The sequence below is a fragment of the Calidifontibacter terrae genome, assembly GCF_054778835.1.
In genome coordinates this window covers 381,190-398,307 of record NZ_BAAGZF010000006.1, presented here as the reverse complement: position 1 = coordinate 398,307, position 17,118 = coordinate 381,190, and the positions used below count along the sequence as shown (strand labels likewise).

Here is a 17,118-nt window from a genome sequence, read left to right as displayed (position 1 = left end):
ACCATTGGGTGAAGTGGAGAGATCCTCCACTTAGAGAACTATACGGAGGAGCCCTCCGTTTGTGCAAGAAGGTGTGAGATGTCGAAGGCGACCCAGCCGGCCGCGACGGCTGTTGCGGCGCAGCCGCCAGCGGCAAAACCGTTGCGAGCGGACGCTGCTCGCAATCGGGCAAAGCTGATCGAGGTGGCCACGACGGTCTACGCCGACCGCGGCGTCGATGTTCCGCTGGAGGACATTGCCAAGTCCGCCGGGGTGGGAATCGGCACCCTCTACCGACATTTCCCCACCCGATGTGACCTGGTCTTGGCCGTCTACGGCCATCAAGTGCAGGAATTGGCGCAGCAGGCGCGGGCGTTGCCCCTAGAACTGCCGCCGGGCGCGGCGCTTCGTGAGTGGATGCGTTCGTTCGCCGATTACTACGCCCTCAAGATGGGCATGATCAATCTGTTGCGCTCGATGATGGACGGCAACCAGGACACCTTCCGGGGAACCCGCGAGAGTCTGCTGGACTCGGCCGCGAGGGTGCTCACCGCGGCCGTCGAAGCGGGCGCCGTACGCCCCGATGCCACCGGCCAGGAACTCCTGCGCGCACTCGGTGGAATTTGCCTGGCGTCCACGACACCCGAAGGGCAAGAGACGACGCTGGCATTGGTCGATCTCGTCTACGACGGGCTGCGGTTCGGCGCGCCAAACCCGGAGCGTTAACTGGTTCCGGCGCTATTCGGAGTCGGCGAAAACCAGCAGGCTACCCGAATAGCAGGCGACCCAGACCGTACGCGTTGGAGGCGACCGACTTCGGCGTGAGTCGCCCGAACTCGCCGGTCAGGTCGCTGCATGGACATCTGTGAAACCCCCCGATTTCTCCGCGACCGATCCGCGGATCCTCGGGGAAGGTAGCGCCGTATCGGGGCAACGTCCGGGAGAACCACTTTGTCCGTCAACCGCGCCGCGCCACGCCAGCGAATTGACGGACGACCGGGTCAGGCGCGCAGCGCCTCAGCTACTGGCACGTCCCCGTCGTTGAACGGAAGGTCCTTCCCCGCGGTTGCTGGGTTGTCGACGACGCTCGCAATCACCTGAGCGACGGTCTCGCGGGAAACGTGGCCGCCGGTCGCCGGGTTGAGGTCGACACCGGTCGCCGGTTCGCCGGTCAGCGCGCTCGGCATGAGCACTGTCCAGTCCAGGTCGCTCGCGCGCAGGTGGACGTCGGCAGCGGCCTTCGCTTCGGCGTACGCAAAGAATGAATTGTCTTGGGGCACACCGTGGTCAGCCTTAGCGCCGAGGTAGGAGACCATGACGTAGCGCGTGGCGCCAGCCGCCTTCGCGGCGTCCATCGAACGGATCGCGGCGTCACGATCGACCGCGTAGGTGCGGTCCTGGCTTCCGCCGCCGGCCCCGGCAGACCAGACCACAACGTCGTGGCCGCGCAGCAACTCGGTCAGGGCGGCCGTGTCCATCGACTCGACGTCGGCCACGACGGGCTCAGCGCCAGCGGATCGTACGTCGTCGGCATGGTCGGGGTTGCGGATAATCGCGCTCACCGCGTGCCCGCCGGCGGCCAGCAGTGGCTCGGCCAGCAGGGCGATCTTTCCGTGGCCACCAATCAATGCAATGCGTGCCATGACAGTCCTTCGGTCGTCGGATGATGCCCTCGGTTCAACCGGACGTGCGGGGAGGTATTCCGAGCAGTGGTGCCGCCCCTTGACAGCACCACTGCTCGCGCAGGGTTCACCGCGGGTCGATGCTGGCCTTCGTTGCGGCGCCGACGATGGCGTCAGCCACCAGGTGATGGGCTGATTGCCACCTCTTGACCGCGGTCGCCGTCTGGGCGCCGAAGATTCCGTCGGCAACAAGACCGGAGCCCTGCTTGGAGTTCAGCAACTTCTGCAACCGGACGACGCAAGCGCTGGTTTGCCCCTGCTGGATCCACGACGGGCAGGCGGCATCGGCGAGGTTGCTGATGGTGGTCGTCGACGAGCCGGTGAGCTGCACCGTCGAGCCGTAGTAGTACTTCACGATGTTCTGCCAGGTGTATCCCTTGTCGCCCAACGACTTCGAGCCCCACTGCGACATGCTGCCGCCGAGGTAGCCCGGTGTCGGACACGGGTTGGCGGTTGAGCAGTAGTAGGCCGCAAAAATGGTGTTGCTCTTGGTCATCCGGGTCGACCAGGTCGCGCTGACCGCAGCGGTCGTCGATGCGGTCGCGGAGCCGGGAACGTAGATCTGGTAGTGCGCAGGGGAGTCGTCAACGTCGTAACAAACTCCGTTGTGGCGGTTGGCGCCGGAGTGATTGGCGAAATACCAGGCGTAGGTCTTGATGGCCATTGCCCCGGCTCGCAACGACGCGCTGTTCCAGGAGGGATACCACTCCTTGGCGAGCACGTCGGCGACGTAGCTGCGGAAGCTCACCGTCTGAACCGTGCCGGTCGAGGTGCGCAGAACCCGAATGGTGCTGGGCGCGGTGGTGTTGCTGGAGAAGCCGTCACAGCCGGTGGTCGCGGCGGCGGTCATCGCCACCGTGGCCGTTCCGGTGCCGGTGGAACCGGAGGCGTACGAAGGGGCGGCAGCGCCGACCGACCCCAGACCGATCAGACCGATGGTGGCAACACGAGTAATAGAACGCATGACGAACTCCCTTGGCATACATGGCATTTCTGTCCGGCGCCCGCAGTTGCGGGGCTGTCAACGACGTTAGGCAGACAGGGAGTTCGCGGCCATGCGACCAATGACCGGATCCAGGCTGTCCGGCAACGGGACCCACCCGGGACCCTTCGTCATGCTCGCGATCGGGTCAGCGACGACGCAAACGATGCAGCAAACCGGACTTCACTGCCGGCCATTCATGGGCAAGAACCGAATAGACGACCGTGTCGCGCAGGGCTCCGTTCGACTCCAGCCGATCGGCGCGCAGGACACCGTCCAGTCGCGCTCCCAACCGCTCGATCGCGGCGCGCGACTGCTGATTGGACCAACTCGTCTCGTAACGAACCGCGGTGTAGCCGAGCGTTTCGAAGGCGTGCGTCATCAGCAGCAACTTGGACTCAGGGTTGGTCCCGGTGGCGTGGGTCGACTCGCGGTTCCAGGTGTAGCCGATCGACAGGCGAGGAACTGCGGGCTGGATGTCGTAGAAGCTGGTCATGCCCAAGACCGCGTCATCAGCTTGTCGTACGGCCACGAATGCCAGCATCTCGCCGCGCTGTTGCAGCTCCAAGCGCTGCTCAATCTGTGTTCGTACGCCCTCGACGGTCGGCGCGGAGGTGTACCAGCGATCCCACATCCGACCGTCGGAGGTGGCCTCGACCAGGCCGTCGTGATGGTCGATCGAGAGCGGCTCGAGCCGCACCAGTCGACCGGAAAGGGTGATGGGTTCCAGGCGCATACCGGAAGTCTCGCAGGCAGTGGATTCCCTGTGGGTCAGCCGTTTTCCTTGACCCGGACCATGCCCTCTTGAGCGACGGTGCACAGCAGCGTTCCGTCGAGACTGAACATCTTGCCCATGCCGAGCCCGCGACCGCCCGAGGCCGACGGCGACTCCTGCTGGTAGAGCAGCCATTCGTCGACCCGGCCGGGGCGGTGGAACCACATCGAGTGGTCCAGGCTCGCAGGGCGCAGCCGCCGGTCGCTCCAGACCAGCCCGTGACGGCGCAGGACCGACTCCAGCAGCGTGTAGTCCGAGGAGTAGGCCATGACCGCGGCGTGGATCAGCGCGTCGTCCGGCAGCGCGCCGGTGGTCTTCATCCACACGTTCTGCGCCGCGTTCTGCTGGCGCCCCGGCTTGAAGAACAAGGCACCTTCGACCGTGCGTACGTCGACCGCGCGGCTACGCCAGTGGTCGGCGACCGGGTGGTCGATCCCTTCGAGTTCCTCGGCGGTCGTACGAACCCGGTCCGGGTCGGGCACCGACGGCATCGGCGCCTGGTGGTCCAAACCTCCGGCGGGGGCCTGGAACGACAAAGTGGCCGACAGCAGCGTTTCGCCGTTCTGCATCGCATAGACCCGGCGCACCGAGAAGGAGTTGCCGTCGCGCAGGTTCTCGACCGCGAACCGGATCGGCTCGTGGGAGTCACCCGGCCGGATGAAATAGGCATGCAGCGAGTGCACCGCGCGGTCGCCGAGTCCCTCGACGGCCTGCACGGAGCGACCGGCGGCGATCAGCGACTGGGCCAAAACCTGCCCACCGAACGCCCGGCCCTGCGGGGTCGTCTGGCTGCGGCCGACGAAGATCTCCAACTCTCGGACGTGCAGGTCGGCATCGGGGTCGTCGGCGGTATCGACCGGGCCGAACCGGGTCGAACCGACGGGCTTGAGGTCCAGGACGTCCAACAGATCGGCGACCGGGTCGAGTTCGGGGGTCTGTGCGCTGCTCACGCGCCAGACTCTAGCGAGGCGCCGATCGCGGTCTTGCGATGATGGCCACATGTCCGACGACTCAACCCGCCCCTACTCCGTCGATGTGCCGCTGCGGTGGTCCGATATGGACGCCAACCGACACGTCAACAATGTGCAGTTTGTCCGGTTGCTGGAGGAGGCCCGCGTTATCGGCATGCGGGAATGGTTCGGCGATCTGGGCCATGACAAACAGCCGCTGATGGTGGCCCGCACCGAGATCGACTACCTGCGGCAGATGCCTTATCGCCCGACGATCAGCGTCGCGATGTGGGTGACCCGAGTCGCCGGCGCCTCGTTCGATCTGGGTTATGAGATGCGCGCCGCGGACGGCAGTGAGCTCTACGCGCGCTCGGAAACCACGCTGGTCGCGGTTGATCTCGCCTCCGGTCGCCCCGCGCGGCTCACTCCCGAGATGCGCAACGATCTCGCGCGCTACGCCGGCCCGCAGGTTGCGATGAAGCGGCGTTCGCGATGACCGAGCTGCTGCTCGAAGACGACCGCGCTGCGGCAGACCTGGCGACCTTCGTACGCCGCGGTTTGCGGCTCGACGCCGATGGCGCCGCCCGATTGCAGGCCGGTGGCCAGGTTTTGGCCACGTGGGTTCAGGTGTTGCCCGGCCAGGGGTTGACCCGCAGCGGGACCGTTCTGGGGCTGCGTGTTGGGCAACTCGCTGAGGCCGCCTCGGTTGATGTGACGGTGCCCCTTGTCGCGCTGCGAGATCGCTTCGCGCGCGATGCTGGCGTGCGGATCTCGTTGCCGCCCAACGAGGTTCGGCCCCCGTGGGTGGCCATCACCCCACCTCGTACGGGCTGGGAGACGATCGGTGTCCTCGATCGGGAGAGCGTGGCGGCGACAGCTCGCGCCGGTATCGATGAGGTGGCCGCGGGAACACCCGACGGCGCCGGAGCCGCCGCGGTGGCGACGCTGCGCGCGCGGGTCTGGGGTCGTACGAACGAAGCAGGGATGCCCGCAGGCGTCGCGTTCGGCGCCGAGGCCCTCGGTTTCCTGGGGGAGGGCACCATCACCTGGCACCGCGCCGGACCGTGGGGGCGCCTGAGCACCCCCACGGGTCACGTGCTGGCGAAGGTGTAACCGGCTCGATCAGCCGAGCCACACCGCGGTGTCGGTCGGCAGCGAGTCGACCACGTTCGGCTCACTTGCCACCAGCACCGTCGCGTCGGCCGGCAGCGCCAGCGGCTCGGCGCCCAGGTTCAGGACCACACTGACGACGCGCTCGCCGCTGGTCACCCGGTAGGCCAGCACGTCGGCCGGCGACTCGAGCTGCTCGATGCTGCCGTCGCCCAAACCGAGCTCGCGACGCAGCCCCAGCAGGGTCCGGTAGAGCTCCAGTGTCGAGCCCTTGACACCCACCTGCTGATCGACGGCGAGGTCGCGGTAGCTGCTCGGCTGCGGAAGCCAGGACTCACCGGTCGTGTTGAACCCAAGGGCCGGGGCGTCGGCCTCCCACGCCATCGGCACCCGGCAGCCGTCGCGGCCCTTCTCCTTGCCCTTCGTGCGGAAGAACGCGGGGTCCTGGCGCTGGTCGTTCGGCATGGCGAGGTGGTCGGGCAGACCGAGTTCTTCGCCTTGGTAAAGGTAGGAACCACCGGGCAAGGCGAGCATCAACGTCGTGGCCGCGCGGGCGCGTCGCAGACCAACCACGCCGTCGGGCTGCGGGTCGTCGGCGCCAATGCCGTTGGGGCGGGGGGTGCCGATGGGCAGACCGAGCCGGCTGGCGTGGCGTACGACGTCGTGGTTGCTCAAGACCCACGTGGTCGGCGCGCCGACGGAGTCGTTCGCTTCGTACGACTGCGCCACGATCGTCGCGAGATCCGTTGCGCGCCAAGGGGCTTGCAGGAAGTCGAAGTTGAACGCCTGGTGGAACTCGTCGGGGCGCACGAACAACGCGGCGCGCGACGGCGGGTCAACCCAGGCCTCAGCGCAGAGGATGCGGTCGAGGCTGTGGTCGGCGGTCGTGTTGTAACCGTTGAGGATCGAGCGCCAGTCCTGGTAGATCGGGTGGACGCCATCCTGATCCCACATGGGCGGGTGCTGTTTGGTGGCGTCGTTCAGGTCGAGCATGTTCATCGGACCCGCCCAGTCAGGCAGCCCCTCGGCCTTGATCAGGCCGTGGGCCACGTCGACCCGGAAGCCGTCGACGCCGCGGTCGAGCCAGAATCGCAGGATCGACTCGAACTCCTCGCGGACGACCGGGTTGTCCCAGTTGAGGTCGGGCTGCTTGGGGTCGAAGAGGTGCAGATACCACTGGCCCTTGCTGCCATCGGGCTCGGTCACCCGGGTCCACGCCCGACCGCCGAAGACGCTCTCCCAGTTGTTCGGCGGCTCGTTGCCGTCGACGCCCTTGCCCTCGCGGAACACGTAACGCTCCCGCTCGGCGGAGCCCGGGCCGGCCTGCAGCGCCGCCTGGAACCAGACGTGCTCATCGGAGGTGTGATTCGGCACCAGGTCGACGATGACGCGCAGGTCGAGGGTGTGGGCGCGCTTCACCAGCTTCTCGGCGTCCTCGAGGTTGCCGAAGAGCGGATCGACGTTGCGGTAGTCGGCGACGTCGTAGCCGGCGTCGGCCTGCGGTGAGGTGTAGAACGGCGAAAGCCAGATCGCGTCGACGCCCAGGTCGCGTAGGTAGGGCAGCCGAGCCGTGATGCCGGGCAGGTCGCCGACGCCGTCACCATTCGCATCGGCCCAGGACCGCGGGTAGATCTGATAGATCACCGCGGTGCGCCACCAGGCGTTATCGGGTGCCGCGGAGTGGATCTCGCGGCCGGTCAGGGTGAGGTCGAGGTTGGTTGACACGTCGACGATTCTGACTGTCCGACCCGGGTGTGGCAAAACAGCCGACTGCGTTCAGGCGCGGGGGAGTTCGCGACTGTCCGGCTCAGGGGCGTTCACCATCGAATAGGCCGCCCGGGTCAGGTAGTCGCGCAACAGGTCGTCGAGCGGTTTCTCCAGGTGGAGGGTGTCGACGGCATTCATCATGTGCAGCAGCCAGCGGTCGCGCTGGGTGGGGGTGATCACGAACGGCACGTGTCGCATCCGCAGCCGCGGGTGGCCACGTTCCTGCGAATAGGTGGTCGGGCCGCCCCAGTACTGCTCCAGGAACATCCGCAGCCGCACCTCCGCCGGCCCGAGGTCTTCCTCGGGATACATCGCGCGCAGTTCGGGGTCGTCGGCAACGCCGCGGTAGAACTGGTGCACCAACCGGGTGAAGGTGGGTTCTCCGCCGAACAACTCGTAGTACGTGCTCTGCTCGGTCACGGGGTCATCCTCCCAAACGGCATTTGGGGGCCGTGCACCCCGGCCGCATCGAGCGCCACCTTGCATCGTTCGCGGACCTCGCGGGAGAGGGCGTACTGCTCGCCCGGAACGGTCTTGGCCAGGATCCGCAACGTGATGGTTCCGCCGGTGACCGACTCGACCCCCGCGACCGTTGGTTCCTCGAGCAGTGCGCTCTTCCAAGGCTCCTGGTCATCGATCGTGCGACACACCTCACGCAGCACCACCAGCGCCTTTTCGACCGGTTGGTTGTAGCCGATCGGGATGTCGATGGTGGCCACCGACCAGCCCTGCGAGCGGTTGCCGATCCGGACGATCTCGCCGTTGCGGACGTACCAAACCACTCCGCTGGCATCGCGCAGCCGGGTGACGCGCAGCGTGACCTCCTCGACCGTCCCGATCGCCTCGCCGGTGTCGATGACGTCGCCGACGCCGTACTGGTCCTCCATGATCATGAAGATCCCGGACAGGAAGTCCTTCACCAGGCTCTGCGCGCCGAAACCGAGGGCGACACCGCCCACGCCGGCCGACGCCAGCAACGGCGCGAGCGGGACTCCGAGTTGGGCCATGATCGTCAGCGCGCCGATCCCGAAGATCACCACGGTTGAGATCGAGCGCAGCAGGGAACCCACTGTCGCGGCGCGCTGTCGGCGGCGCTCGCTGTCGAGGCCGGTGGCCTGCCGGATGACCCGGGTCGCGCGGCCGGTCGCGGTGACGTGGTCGCGGCTGCGGTCCTCCATCATTCGGGTGACCTTGCCGATCGCACGGTGCACGATCCAGCGCACCAAGACGGCGACGATGACGATTCCGGCGATCATCAGGGGGGTGCCAACGACGTGATCCCAGAAGGTCGTGTTGCTTGTGTCGGCGGCTCGGAAGGCGTGCATGCCGCCATCTTCGCAGGGCCGGTGCCAGCCGCCGCACGACGAGCGTCGGCGTGCGAGACTTGCGCGCATGCCGGAAGCCCCCTCCACGACCCTGGTCGACCTCGCCCGCGCCTACGCGATTGCCACCGACTACTGGGACTGGAAGGGCAACCACATCCAGGTCTCCAGCGAGACGATCGTGACCGTGCTGGCCGCCTTCGGTGTCGACGCGTCGACCGAGGAAAGTGCCCGGGAGGCGTTGCAGGACAAGGCGCTTGATGGATGGCGCCGAGTTCTCCCGCGCGTCGTGGTGCTGCGTCAGGGTTGGACGCCGTGGGTTCCGGTCCACGCCCCGCAGGGCGCCGACTTCGAGGCCCGACTGCGTACGGAGGACGGCCGGGTCCGCGACCTCGCGACCGTTGAGAAGTGGGTCGAGCCGCGCGAGATCGACGGGGTCACCCTCGCCGAGGCGACGCTTGAGATTCCCGGGGATCTGCCGCTGGGCTACCACGCCCTCGAGGTCGACCTCGGCGGCAAAACCCATGCGACCTCGGTCATCGTGACGCCGGAAACCGTCAGCCTGCCGGCGGCACTGGCGAACGACCGGGTGTGGGGTCTGATGACGCAGCTTTACGCGGTGCGTTCCGAGCGGTCCTGGGGCATCGGTGATTCGGCCGACCTCGCCGAGCTGGGAACCTGGGGTGCTCGACAGGGGGCCGACTTCGTTCTGATCAACCCGGTGCACGCCGCGGAGCCGGTGGCCACGATGGAGCCCTCGCCCTACCTGCCCACCTCGCGCCGATTCGTGAACCCGATGTATATCCGCGTCGAAGAGGTGCCGGAGATCGGCTACCTTTCGGCCGCCGAACACCAGCTCATCGAGTGGCACAGCGACGACGCCCGCCGATTGAACAAACTCTCCCAGCTGGACCGTGACGGTTCGTGGGAGGCCAAACGCGCTGCCCTGCGGATGCTGTTCCGCAGCGAGCGCACCCACCGGCGCACCCGCGACTTCGAGGAGTTCACCGAGCGCGAGGGGCAAGGCCTGCTCGACTTCGCCACCTGGTCGGCCATCGTCGTCGACCGTGGGCTGCCTTGGGAGACATGGCCGCTGGAGCTGCGCGACCCGCGCAGCGAGGCCGTCGCCAAGGAACGTGAGCGCCTCGCCGAAGAGGTCGAGTTCCAGTGCTGGTTGCAGTGGATCGTTCAGTCGCAGCTTGCCGACGCGCAGCGTGAGGTCGTCGCGGCCGGGATGGGCGTCGGTGTGGTTCACGACCTTGCCGTCGGGGTCCACCCGGGCGGCGCCGACTCGTGGGCGCTCGGCGACGTGCTCGCTCACGAAGTCAGCGTCGGCGCACCGCCGGACGACTACAACCAGCTCGGTCAGGACTGGAGCCAGCCGCCGTGGCGCCCCGATCGGCTCGCCGAACTGGGCTATGTCCCGTTCCGCGACATGCTGCGCACCTCGTTCTCGATGTCCGGCGGCCTGCGGGTCGACCACATCCTCGGCCTCTTCCGCCTGTGGTGGGTTCCGCGCGGCGAACTGCCGACGCAGGGAACATACGTCCGCTACGACCACGAGGCGCTGGTCGGCATCCTGGCCTTGGAGGCGCAGCGCGCCGGCGCCGTGGTGATCGGTGAAGACCTCGGCACCGTCGAGGACTGGGTTCGTGACTACCTGCTCGAACGCGGCCTGCTCGGTACCTCGATCCTGTGGTTCGAACGCAAGGACGGCATCGCGCCGAAGGACCCCGAGACCTACCGGTCGCTCTGCCTGGCCAGCGTGACCACCCATGATCTGCCGCCGACCGCGGGATATCTGCAGGGCGAACACATCGCCGTACGCCATGAGCTCGACCTGCTCACCCGTCCGCTGGATGAAGAGATCGCCGAAGACGACGCCCAGCGCGAGGCCGTCTTGGCCGAGTTGCGCGAGCGGGGGCTGTTGAAGAAGGGCGGGTCGATCGAGGACCAGGTCGACGCGCTGCACAAATACCTCGCCTGGGCGCCCAGCAAGATGCTCGGTGTCTCGGTCAACGACCTTGTCGGCGACGTGCGCACCATCAACCAGCCGGGCACCGACGAGGAGTATCCGAACTGGCGACTGCCGCTGGCCGATGGCAACCATCGCCTGGTCACCCTGGACGAACTGATGATCAGCCGCCGCGCCAAGCGCCTGATCCGCTGCGTGAACCAGCGCGAGACCCGCGACTGACTCGCGACCCCTCCTCGCAAACGCTGCACTAACGACGACAAACCCTGCAGGTTTCCCTGCAGGGTTTGTCGTTAGTTGGCGCGCCGCGGGGGGATCAGCCCTGCGCGTCGTACGCCTGCACGTTCACCGCCCGCTGAACGCCGTCGCGGTGTTCGGCCACAACGCGTGCCAGGCCCGACTGGGCCTTCGGGTTGTCGTCGATCCACTGCTGGGTGCGGGCCAACAGCTCCGGCGAGGCCAAGGCCACCGGGTAGGCCAGCTCGGCGATCGTCGAGGCGATGTGGAAGGTGCGCGAGGTCCACAGGTCGGTCAGCATCGCGAAGTACTTCTCGACGAACGGCTGCAAGGCGGACCGGTCGTGGGTGCGCTGTAGACCGCGAGCCAAGGCCGCGATGGTCTGGTTCGGAACGGTGGGGTCCTCGACCAGTCGCTGCCAGGCAGCTTCCTTGGCCTCGGTCGTTGGGATCGCAGCGCGCGCGGTGGCCGCCCGTTCCTTGCCGGTGGCGGTGGCGTCGCGCTGTTCTTCCGCGGCGATCTCTTCCTCACCCGCCGCGCCGGCAGTGGCCAGCGACGTGAGCAGGCTCCACCGAAGGTCCTGATCGACCGCGAGACCGTCAAGGGTCGCGGAGCCGTCGAACAAGGACTGCACGAACGCGACGTCGTCGGGCGACTTCGCGTAGGCCGCGAAGGCCTGCAGCAGTTGCAGCTGGGCATCGCTGCCACCGGCCGACTGCTCCGAAAGGGTGCGCAAGGTCGCGGTGACATGAGCGCGGACGTCGTCCTGAGCATCCGGGGCGACGTAGAGCTCGGTCAGCTGGCGCAGGGACCCGAGGTACATCCGCAGCAGACCCGAGTTGTCCTCGGTTCCGGCCAACGACTGCAGAACACCGACCATGTCGCGGGCCCGCAACTGGGCGTCGCGAGTCATGTCCCACAGAGCGCCGACGACGAGCGCCCGCGGCAGCGAGTCGAAGCCGGTCGGGGCCTCGATGATGTTGGCCTGCGAGGTCTCGTCGAGACGGATCTTGGCGTAGGCGAGGTCATCATCGTTGACCAGCAAGACGCCTGGGTGGCGGCTGCCGACGAGCGCCGGCACCTGCGTCGACGGACCGTCGACGTCGACCTCGACGCGGTTGGTGCGGACCCACGCGTTGCCTTGGCGTTCGTACGAACCAATCGCCAGGCGGTGCGCGCGCAGCGTCGGCTGCGCGTCGATCGCGGTCTGCTCGATCGTGAACGAGGTGATGGTTCCGGATTCGTCGACCTCGACCTTCGGGCTCAGGGTGTTGACGCCAGCGGTAGAGAGCCACTGCTGCGACCACTGATCGAGGTCACGGCCGGACGCGGCGGCCAGTTCGGCGAGCAGGTCGGCGAGGGTCGTGTTGCCCCACGCGTATTTCGCAAAGTAGGACCGCAGCCCCTGAACGAATTCATCGCGACCGACGAACGCGACCAACTGCTTGAGCACCGAGGCGCCCTTGGCGTAGGTGATGCCGTCGAAGTTGGATTCGACATCTTCCAGGTCGCTGATCTCGGCGACGATCGGGTGGGTCGAGGAGAGCTGGTCCTGGTCGTAGGCCCAGGTCTTCTCCAAGATCGAGAACGTCGTCCAGGCGTCGGTCCACTGTGTCGCCTCGGCTTGGCAGACCGTCGAGGCCCACTCGGCGAACGACTCGTTGAGCCACAGGTCGTTCCACCACTTCATGGTGACCAGGTCGCCGAACCACATGTGGGCCAGCTCGTGCAGGACGGTCAGCGCGCGGCGCTCGACCAAAGCGTCGGGAACCTTCGAGCGGAAGACGTAGGTCTCGGTGATGGTCACGCAGCCGGCGTTCTCCATCGCGCCCATGTTGTATTCCGGGGTGAAGATCTGGTCGTACTTCTCGAACGGGTAAGCGCAGTCGAATTCCTTTTCAAAGAAGTCGAATCCGCGTTTGGTGCAGTCGAACAGGTTGTCGGCGTCGAGGAATTCGCGCAGCGAGCGCCGGCAGTAGATCGCCAGCGGAATCTCGCCGCCGCGGGTGGCGACACTGTCGCGCACAACGTCGTACGGACCGGCGATCAGAGCGGTGATGTAGGACGACATGACCGGGGTGGGGGAGAACGCCCAGACGGCCGTAGCGCGTTGGGCGCCGGTTGGGTCTGTCCAGAGCGCGGCCGACGGGGTCGGTTCCGGGGTGGGCTGGTTCGACACGATCTGCCAGTGGGCCGGAGCGGTCACGGTGAACTGGAACGTCGCCTTCAGGTCTGGCTGGTCGTAGACCGCGAACATCCGGCGGCAGTCAGCCACCTCGAACTGCGAGTAGAGGTAGACCTCTTGGTCGACCGGGTCGACGAAGCGGTGCAGGCCCTCGCCGGTGTTCATGTAGCGGCCACTGCCGTTAACGACGACCTCGTTCTCGGCGGCGAGCGCCGGCAGCGAAATGCGGGCGCCGTCGTAGCTCGCAGCCGCGTCGACCGTCGTGCCGTTGACGACCAGCGAGGTGACGTTGCCACCCACGAAGTCAAGGAAGGTCTGGGCGCCGGGCTCGGCCGTGAAGCGGATGGTGGTGCGCGAACCGAAGGTCTCGGCGCTGGTGGTGAGGTCGAGCTCGACCTCGTAGGACTGCACGGAAACGGCAGCGGCGCGGGCGGTGGCCTCGGCGCGCGTGAGGTTCGTCGTTGACACCTGTGGGCTCCTTGTTTCGAGGGGTGACACAGCCCTCATCGTGTCATCCAGGTGCGACTGGCAGGATGGCGGTCGTGACTGAGAACACACAAGCCTCGAAAGCTCCGGTGGAGATGTGGTTCGACCCGCTGTGCCCGTGGGCGTGGATGACCTCCCGCTGGCTGATGCAGGTTGAGCAAGTGCGAGACGTCGAGATCACCTGGTCGGTGATGAGCCTCAGCGTCCTGAACGAAGGACGGGATCTGCCCGACGGTTACCGCGCGATGTTGGACCGCGGCTGGCTCCCGGTCCGCACCGTCATTGCCGCGGCGCGTGATCACGGCGACGACGTCAAGAAGAAGCTGTACGACGCGATCGGCACCCGCTTGCACCTCGGCCAGCGCGGGAAAGACGTCGCCGACATGCGTGCGGTCGTCGTCGAGTCGCTGGCGGAGGTCGGCCTTCCGCCAGAGCTGATCGAGCTCGGTGAGAACGCGCCCGGCGATGAGATCGACACGTTGCTGCGCGCTTCGCACGAACGCGGGATCAGCCTTGTCGGCGACGACGTCGGCACTCCGGTGATCAGCGTTGAGGGCGTCGCATTCTTCGGTCCCGTCGTCACCCCTGCGCCCAAGGGCGAGGCTGCCGGCAAACTCTTTGACGGCTGCGTGCTGGTCGCATCGACCCCGGGCTTCTTCGAGCTCAAGCGCAGCCGCACCGCTGAGCCCGACTTCAGCTGAAAGGCACTGGAACACATGCGAGTTCACATCGGTGGCGACCACGCCGCTTACGACATGCAGCGCGGCCTCGTGAAGTGGCTGACTGAGCAGGGCTACGAGGTCGTGGATCACGGCGCGGCCGAATATGACGACCAAGACGACTACCCGGTGTTCGTCCTGCGAGCGGCCGAGGGCGTCGCAGCCGACCCGGGCTCCCTCGGTGTGGTGCTGGGCGGATCCGGTAATGGTGAGCAGATGGCCGCCAACAAGGTGAGGGGCATCCGCGCGGCGTTGTGTTACACCACCGAGTTGGCGCAATTGGCCCGTGAACACAACGACGCTCAGATCATTTCGCTGGGCGGTAGGTTCCACACCCAAGAGCAGGCCCAAGCGATGGTGAAGGTGTTCCTGGAGACCACCTTCACCGGGGCCGAGCGCCATCAGCGGCGGCTCGACATGGTCACCGAATACGAAAAAACTGGCACGATACCGCCAGAATCGAAGTGATTGAGATTTCAATCCCGGCCACTTGGTAAAGCCTTGGTCAAGTCATTAGGTGTGAGCAGCACCACGCCGTACCGTTTGTGCTTATGGGGACCCAACAGCCGATAGCACCGGCCTGGTTTGCGAGGCCGTTGTCATGGGTGGGGGACCATCGCGTCGCGACTCGGGCAGAACGAGTGCGAGTGACCGACCGCACCGTCACCGGCGCGATTGGAGCGGCCACTATTGGTCTGGTGTTCCTCTTCCGGAGCATGCCGACCAGTTACCTGGTGTTCGCCCCGGCCGTTCTGCTGGGCGGGTTGTTGCTCAGTGGGCGCTGGTTGCTCACATCCTTCGGAATCACCACGGCTGTCTACTGTTACGTCGCGTTTGTCGAGCCAGGCAAGGTGTCCGGCCGACCGCTCACAGGCGCCGTTGCATTGATCGTCACCATGGGCGTCGTGGTGTTGCTCGACCGGGTGTGGGACCGCGCCGGTCTGCCACAACAGACCGCAAGCACCCTGCTGACAGATCTGCGTCGTCGCCATGAGGTGCAGAGCCACATGCCACCGATGCCCCCGGGCTGGACGGTCGATGCGAAGGTCGAACCGGCCTACGGCGACTCCTTCTGTGGCGACGTTGTTGTCGGCTGCCGACAAGGTGATCGGTTCAACGCCGCGGTTCTCGATGTGTCGGGGAAGGGGTCGACCGCAGGCAGCCGAGCGGTGCTCCTGGGTGGAGCGGTATCTGGTCTCGTCGGCGCCCTGGAAGCCTCAGCTGTCCTTCCCGCGGTGAACGACTACCTGGTCCGACAGGGCTGGAACGACGGTTTCGCGACCGCCACCCACCTGTCCGTCGACCTGGATTCCGGTGAGTTCAGTCTCGGCTCGGCGGGCCACCCGGCGGCTGTTCGGTATCACAGCGGCGCGGGCCGCTGGTGTGCGATGGACGTTCATCCCGGCGTGGTGCTGGGCATCCTGGAAGACCAGCACGACGATGACTACCCGCGCTATCACGGCGTCTTGGAGCGCGGCGACGCGATCCTGCTCTACAGCGACGGACTCGTTGAAGATCCGAATACCGACGTCAGTCAGGGCTTGGACCGTCTGCTCGGGATTGCTGAGCGGGAGTTCACCGGTGGAGCCGTGCAGGGTCTTGCAACTCGGATCTGTGACGAGGCGCGCTCGGGCGAAGCCGACGACCGTACGGTCCTGATCATCTATCGGGGCTAGCGGCCGGCCAGTGGGTCGGCGCCGTCCGCCCGCAGCAGCCGGATGGCGATCAGCATTTCTTGCAGATCAGCAAAGCTGCGCAGATCGCAGCCGGTTCGTTCGGCGATTCGGTCGAGGCGGTAGTAGGCCGTGTTGACGTGGACGTGTAACTGCTCGGCGGCCGTCTTGGCGTTGAGATCGTGGGCGATATAGGCCAACAGGGTGTCAACGAGGCCAGCATCGCGCTCCGCGTCCTCTTCGATGAATCGCCGCAACTCGGGCCGAATCAACCGGTGCGCGGTGTCGTCCGCCTGGATTACCAAATAGTCCAGCGTGGAAAGCGCCCAGAGGGCTCGCACCCCTGGTTCTCCGCGCAGCGACTGGCTAGCCAGGAGCGCCTCCCGGAATCCGGCGGGCGCCCCGCTCAGCTGGGGGTGGATGGTGCTGGCCCCAACCATCAACTGGATGCCTTGCCGAGCGACCAGCCGGTGGGCCCGGTTGAGGCCCTCAAGTAGTGCGGTGGCTTCCCGGGTCACCGGCAGGATGCCGACGATCTGGTCTTGGCGGATAGCAGCAACACCCTGAGCGCCTGAGCCGAGCGTCGCGCGCACGGTGGTCAGCACGGAGCGCAAGCTGTGGCCGACCCGTAGTGGGGCAGCCGACTCGGCCACCACCACCATCACCGGAACATCTGGGGTGAGACCGGTTGCCTTGGCCAAGGCCGCCCGCGGGCCGGGGCTGGGTGTGTGGCCGACCAGGAGGTCCTCGATCAGGTCCCGGCGGATCCGGTCGTCCTCGGCCAGTTCGGACTGCTGCGCGGCCACGAACGCGGTGGCAGCCACCGAACTGCCAACCTCGATCACCCGCATCACATGAGCGGCCGCGTCGATGGCCAGCGCCCGGGCCGTCGGGGACTCGCCAGCAGCGGCGACGATCCCTTCCCACAACGTGACCTGACCGATGCGGAAACCAGCCAGGAAATCCGCAACCGTCAGTCCGGCGCGTAGCCGGCGCAGCGCCTGCTGCCCGGTCACCGGGAAGTCGGCTGGTTCGGCGGCTCGCTCTTCGCGCAGGGTGCGCAAGACGGCCTCGAACACCGCCTGGGTGTGAACCGTTGCGTTGGCTCGCAACTGTGGGTCGGGACTGGCGGCGTAGGCCGGAACCTGCTCGAAGTAGCGCTCTACCGAGGTCGCCACAATCTCGGGCAACCGCTCCTCAACGTGATCGACGATCCGTTGCAGCGGGGTCGCTTCTGCCGCTGGGCGGGCGGTCCGGGCGGTCCTCGCGGTCATGG

16 protein-coding genes are annotated in these 17,118 nt (G+C 66.9%); 7 read left to right on the top strand and 9 right to left on the bottom strand.

Translation table 11 applies throughout. The features are described from left to right. Positions 1-78 precede the first annotated feature (78 nt). The gene (locus ACYU98_RS10060) at positions 79-705 is read left to right on the top strand and encodes a TetR/AcrR family transcriptional regulator (protein WP_460468073.1); all 627 of its coding nucleotides are present in this window, start codon (positions 79-81) and stop codon (positions 703-705) included. 275 nt (positions 706-980) lie between these two features. Here the strand turns inward: ACYU98_RS10060 and ACYU98_RS10055 are convergent, their stop codons facing one another. The 4 genes from ACYU98_RS10055 to ACYU98_RS10040 form a co-directional block, all read right to left on the bottom strand. Continuing rightward, positions 981-1,622 (bottom strand): NAD(P)H-binding protein, encoded by a 642-nt coding sequence (locus ACYU98_RS10055; RefSeq protein WP_460468072.1) that lies wholly within the window; start codon positions 1,620-1,622, stop codon positions 981-983. Positions 1,623-1,728: 106 nt separating this feature from the next. Continuing rightward, positions 1,729-2,625 (bottom strand): SpoIID/LytB domain-containing protein, encoded by an 897-nt coding sequence (locus ACYU98_RS10050; RefSeq protein WP_460468071.1) that lies wholly within the window; start codon positions 2,623-2,625, stop codon positions 1,729-1,731. A 166-nt stretch (positions 2,626-2,791) separates the two neighbouring features. Continuing rightward, positions 2,792-3,379 carry a GNAT family N-acetyltransferase gene (locus ACYU98_RS10045; RefSeq protein WP_460468070.1) on the bottom strand — a complete coding sequence of 196 codons (588 nt, stop codon included), beginning with the start codon at positions 3,377-3,379 and terminating at the stop codon, positions 2,792-2,794. A gap of 35 nt (positions 3,380-3,414) precedes the next feature. After that, positions 3,415-4,368 carry an acyl-CoA thioesterase gene (locus ACYU98_RS10040; protein ID WP_460468069.1) on the bottom strand — a complete coding sequence of 318 codons (954 nt, stop codon included), beginning with the start codon at positions 4,366-4,368 and terminating at the stop codon, positions 3,415-3,417. Between the two features lie 49 nt (positions 4,369-4,417). Between ACYU98_RS10040 and ACYU98_RS10035 the strand changes: the two genes are divergently transcribed. Together ACYU98_RS10035 and ACYU98_RS10030 are read left to right on the top strand one after the other, a co-directional pair. Beyond that, positions 4,418-4,864: an acyl-CoA thioesterase gene (locus tag ACYU98_RS10035; RefSeq protein WP_460468068.1), complete on the top strand. Its 447-nt coding sequence runs from the start codon at positions 4,418-4,420 to the stop codon at positions 4,862-4,864. Further along, positions 4,861-5,481, top strand: coding sequence for a hypothetical protein (locus tag ACYU98_RS10030; RefSeq protein WP_460468067.1), 621 nt, complete (start codon positions 4,861-4,863; stop codon positions 5,479-5,481). Before ACYU98_RS10035 ends, ACYU98_RS10030 begins: the two co-directional genes overlap by 4 nt. A gap of 9 nt (positions 5,482-5,490) precedes the next feature. Here the strand turns inward: ACYU98_RS10030 and ACYU98_RS10025 are convergent, their stop codons facing one another. From ACYU98_RS10025 to ACYU98_RS10015, 3 genes are read right to left on the bottom strand one after another with little or no spacing between them, the layout of a single operon-like run. Continuing rightward, positions 5,491-7,203 (bottom strand): glycoside hydrolase family 13 protein, encoded by a 1,713-nt coding sequence (locus ACYU98_RS10025; protein WP_460468066.1) that lies wholly within the window; start codon positions 7,201-7,203, stop codon positions 5,491-5,493. A gap of 51 nt (positions 7,204-7,254) precedes the next feature. Further along, positions 7,255-7,665, bottom strand: a complete 411-nt coding sequence (locus ACYU98_RS10020) for a globin (RefSeq protein ID WP_460468065.1) — start codon at positions 7,663-7,665, stop codon at positions 7,255-7,257. Further along, entirely contained in the window at positions 7,662-8,570 is a 909-nt protein-coding gene (locus tag ACYU98_RS10015; protein ID WP_460468064.1) for a mechanosensitive ion channel family protein, read from the bottom strand. The genes ACYU98_RS10020 and ACYU98_RS10015 overlap by 4 nt, the downstream gene beginning before the upstream one ends. 67 nt (positions 8,571-8,637) lie before the next feature. Between ACYU98_RS10015 and malQ the strand changes: the two genes are divergently transcribed. Continuing rightward, positions 8,638-10,764 carry a 4-alpha-glucanotransferase gene (gene malQ, locus ACYU98_RS10010; protein WP_460468063.1) on the top strand — a complete coding sequence of 709 codons (2,127 nt, stop codon included), beginning with the start codon at positions 8,638-8,640 and terminating at the stop codon, positions 10,762-10,764. A 94-nt stretch (positions 10,765-10,858) separates the two neighbouring features. On the opposite strand, the gene pepN is transcribed toward malQ, so the two are convergent. Further along, positions 10,859-13,432, bottom strand: coding sequence for an aminopeptidase N (pepN, locus tag ACYU98_RS10005; protein ID WP_460468062.1), 2,574 nt, complete (start codon positions 13,430-13,432; stop codon positions 10,859-10,861). Positions 13,433-13,497: 65 nt separating this feature from the next. Here pepN and ACYU98_RS10000 point away from each other — a divergent pair, with 65 nt between their 5' ends. The 3 genes from ACYU98_RS10000 (at position 13,498) to ACYU98_RS09990 (ending at position 15,845) form a co-directional block, all read left to right on the top strand. Next, positions 13,498-14,151: a mycothiol-dependent nitroreductase Rv2466c family protein gene (locus tag ACYU98_RS10000; protein WP_460468061.1), complete on the top strand. Its 654-nt coding sequence runs from the start codon at positions 13,498-13,500 to the stop codon at positions 14,149-14,151. Positions 14,152-14,166: 15 nt separating this feature from the next. Continuing rightward, positions 14,167-14,637, top strand: a complete 471-nt coding sequence (locus ACYU98_RS09995; protein WP_460468060.1) for a ribose-5-phosphate isomerase — start codon at positions 14,167-14,169, stop codon at positions 14,635-14,637. A gap of 179 nt (positions 14,638-14,816) precedes the next feature. Then, on the top strand, positions 14,817-15,845 hold the full coding sequence (locus ACYU98_RS09990; protein ID WP_460468059.1) for a PP2C family protein-serine/threonine phosphatase: 1,029 nt from the start codon (positions 14,817-14,819) through the stop codon (positions 15,843-15,845). Here the strand turns inward: ACYU98_RS09990 and ACYU98_RS09985 are convergent. Continuing rightward, the gene (locus tag ACYU98_RS09985; protein WP_460468058.1) at positions 15,842-17,116 is read right to left on the bottom strand and encodes a PucR family transcriptional regulator; all 1,275 of its coding nucleotides are present in this window, start codon (positions 17,114-17,116) and stop codon (positions 15,842-15,844) included. The genes ACYU98_RS09990 and ACYU98_RS09985 overlap by 4 nt on opposite strands. Positions 17,117-17,118 lie beyond the last annotated feature (2 nt).